Here is a 2,789-nt window from a genome sequence, read left to right as displayed (position 1 = left end):
GAGGTGGTCCGGGACGGGGCGCGGGCGATGCTCGCGGCCGCGTTGCAGGCCGAGGTCGCCGCTTATATCGACGCGTTCGCCGACCAGGTCGACCAGGACAGTCACCGGTTGGTGGTCCGCAACGGGTATCACGCTGCCCGGGAGGTGACCACGGCTGCGGGCGCGGCGCTGGTCCGGGCTCCGCGGCTAAACGACAAGCGCACCGACGAGACAACCGGTGAACGGGCCCGGTTCTCCTCGGCGATCCTGCCGGCCTGGGCCCGGAAGTCCCCGCAGGTGGCCGAGGTGTTGCCGCTGCTGTACCTGCATGGCCTGTCCAGCGGCGACTTCGGGCCGGCGTTGGAGCACTTCCTGGGCTCCGGTGCGGGCCTGTCGGCCCCGACGATCACCCGGTTGACGACGCAGTGGCAGGACGAGGCTGCCGCGTTCGGGAAGCGGTCGCTGGCCGAGACCGACTACGTGTACATGTGGGTCGACGGGATCCACCTCAAGGTCCGCCTGACCCAGGACAAGGTGTGCCTGCTGGTGATGATCGGGGTCCGCGCCGACGGCACCAAGGAGCTGATCGCCCTGGCCGACGGGCACCGCGAGTCCTCGGAGTCGTGGGCCGACCTGCTGCGTGACTGCAAACGACGCGGGATGACTGCGCCGGTGCTCGCCGCCGGTGACGGGGCGCTGGGGTTCTGGAAGGCGGTCCGGGAGGTGTTCCCCGACACCCGGGAGCAGCGCTGCTGGTTCCACAAGATCGCCAACGTCCTGAACGCCCTGCCCAAGTCCGCCCAACCGGGCGCCAAGGCCGCCCTCGCCGAGATCTGGCAGGCCGAAGACCGCGAGCACGCCGAGCGGGCCGCAGCAGCGTTCGCCACCGAGTACGGCGCGAAGTGGCCCAAGGCGACCGCGAAGATCACCGACGACCTCGACGACCTCGACGACCTCGACGTCCTCGAGGTCCTTCTCACGTTCTATGACTACCCAGCCGAGCACTGGATCCACCTGCGGACGACGAACCCGATCGAGTCGACCTTCGCCACCGTGAGGTTGCGCCAACGGGTCACCAAGGGCCCCGGCTCCCGCGCCGCGGGGATCGCGATGGCGTTCAAGCTCATCGAGTCAGCCCAAGCCCGTTGGCGCCCGGTCAACGCCCCCCATCTGGTCGCGCTCGTCCGCGACGGCGCCAAATTCGAGAAGGGCAAACTCGTCGAACGACCCGACGACTCAGCCCCCGACCAGCACGTCGCATGACACACCGATCCACAGGTCTTGACAATTACTCAACAGCAGGTCGCCCACGGAAGTAGCACCGAGGCTTCTTCGGCCAAATGTACTATCTGTCTGAGCAGCGGGCATAGACCCGAGGCCGGTTAGCCTAGGCAGATCCGCCGCCGGCCGGTCGAGCCCAACGACTTGCGGGTAGCGTTGCCCCGCAAGGGAATTAGAGATCTGGAGCATCACTGCTCGGACACCTCGCATCCATGTGAGCGAGGCGCCACCAGCGTCAGCTGCGAACTGGTCCTCGAGGCGGCTAGGGCGAGCAGCCTCACCTTCCGACTCCCTGACGCACGTCGAGGTCCGGTAGAAATAGTCACCTAGCCGGTGTCGACAGAGGCACCCGGCAGGCGGATCGGCCGCAGGGGCTGCGGGTCCTCTGGCGTCTCTGCGATCTGACTGCGAGCACCTTCCCTCATCGGGGTGGAGCAGCGTGGACATTCGGGCGACCTCGTCCAACGGGAAAGCCCAGCTCCGCCACCGACCCTGACCCCACCAGATGACGGCCGGTCCAACCCGACGATCATGCGCATGGTGGTCGACCTCCCGCTCCCGTTCGGGCCGAGAAACCCGCTCACCTGACCGGGCGCGACCGTGAACGTCAGATCGTCGACCGTCAGCGTTGGGCCCTGGCATTTAATCAGGCTCACCCCCTCGATCACGGCGGACCCCGCGTCTTCCTTCACGCGCACCCCAGCAACCGGGCCATCAGTAGGACAAGGAGGGGCAGGACAGCCAGACACATGGCGGCCATTCCGTGCGACGAATCGTCAACCACGGCCACCACGGTCTCACCGCATCGGAGAGCCGGTCCGACGCCGCCCCCGCCCTCTCCACCATCTCGGTCGCCCCGTCGTCCCGCTCGACTGCGAGTGCGCGGCTGCCATCGGGCCGTGCCCGAGGCCGAGGGAGTGCATCGCGACGACGGCCGACACGAGGAACGCGACGGAGAGAACCCGCAACATGGTGCGTACCGCCGAAGCGGGGCCGATCGACGGGCGTCGGCGATCCTCATGCATCCCCTATGCCACGAGTCGACACCGGTCACCTCCCACTCCCCTGGGGAAAGCAGGAGGACCATCCTGTCCCTCGCAACCGGTGACCTACAGCCCACCCACGTCGTCACCGGCGGGCCAGCGTCAGAGGGAGAACCGTCCCCACTCCGCGGCGCCCCCCACGACCCGAACCTTGCGGTTTGAACTCGTAAGGTCCGCCTTTGGACCGCCCTGGCCGCCCGCATGTCGCTCCTGACCCGGCGCCGCCGCGGGTGGGAGATGGCAGCCCCAGTACTCCAAGTGAGGGGACGCCCGCCTTGGCGTCCCCTCACCTCCTAGGCGGGTTCGTTCAGCCTCGGCCCACCGCCGGGGTGCGCTGGAGCCAGCCGGTGATCAACCCGTTGATCTCGTCCGGGCGCTCCACGAGCATGAAGTGGCCTACCCCGTCGATGAGCTTGCCGGCCGAACCCGGCCCCGCGAAGCCCGGCACCCGTGCCACCTGCTGCTCACTGACGCCATGACATCCGT

1 protein-coding gene and 1 pseudogene are annotated in these 2,789 nt (G+C 68.3%); one reads left to right on the top strand and one right to left on the bottom strand.

All coding sequences use genetic code 11. From position 1 onward, the window contains the following. A partial coding sequence (locus Q0R63_RS19450) for an IS256 family transposase (protein WP_295701070.1) occupies positions 1-1,242 on the top strand: 1,242 nt, incomplete at its 5' end. A gap of 494 nt (positions 1,243-1,736) precedes the next feature. Here Q0R63_RS19450 and Q0R63_RS19445 read toward each other — a convergent pair. Next, positions 1,737-1,928 (bottom strand): annotated as a pseudogene (locus tag Q0R63_RS19445) (ATP-binding cassette domain-containing protein); the annotation flags it as partial. Positions 1,929-2,789: the final 861 nt, after the last annotated feature.

Origin of the sequence: Lapillicoccus sp., from assembly GCF_025353065.1 — a bacterium.
Taxonomy (GTDB): Bacteria; Actinomycetota; Actinomycetes; order Actinomycetales; family Dermatophilaceae; genus Lapillicoccus.
The sequence above is the reverse complement of the archived record's forward strand: the minus strand, read 5'-3'. Positions and strand labels throughout refer to the sequence as shown.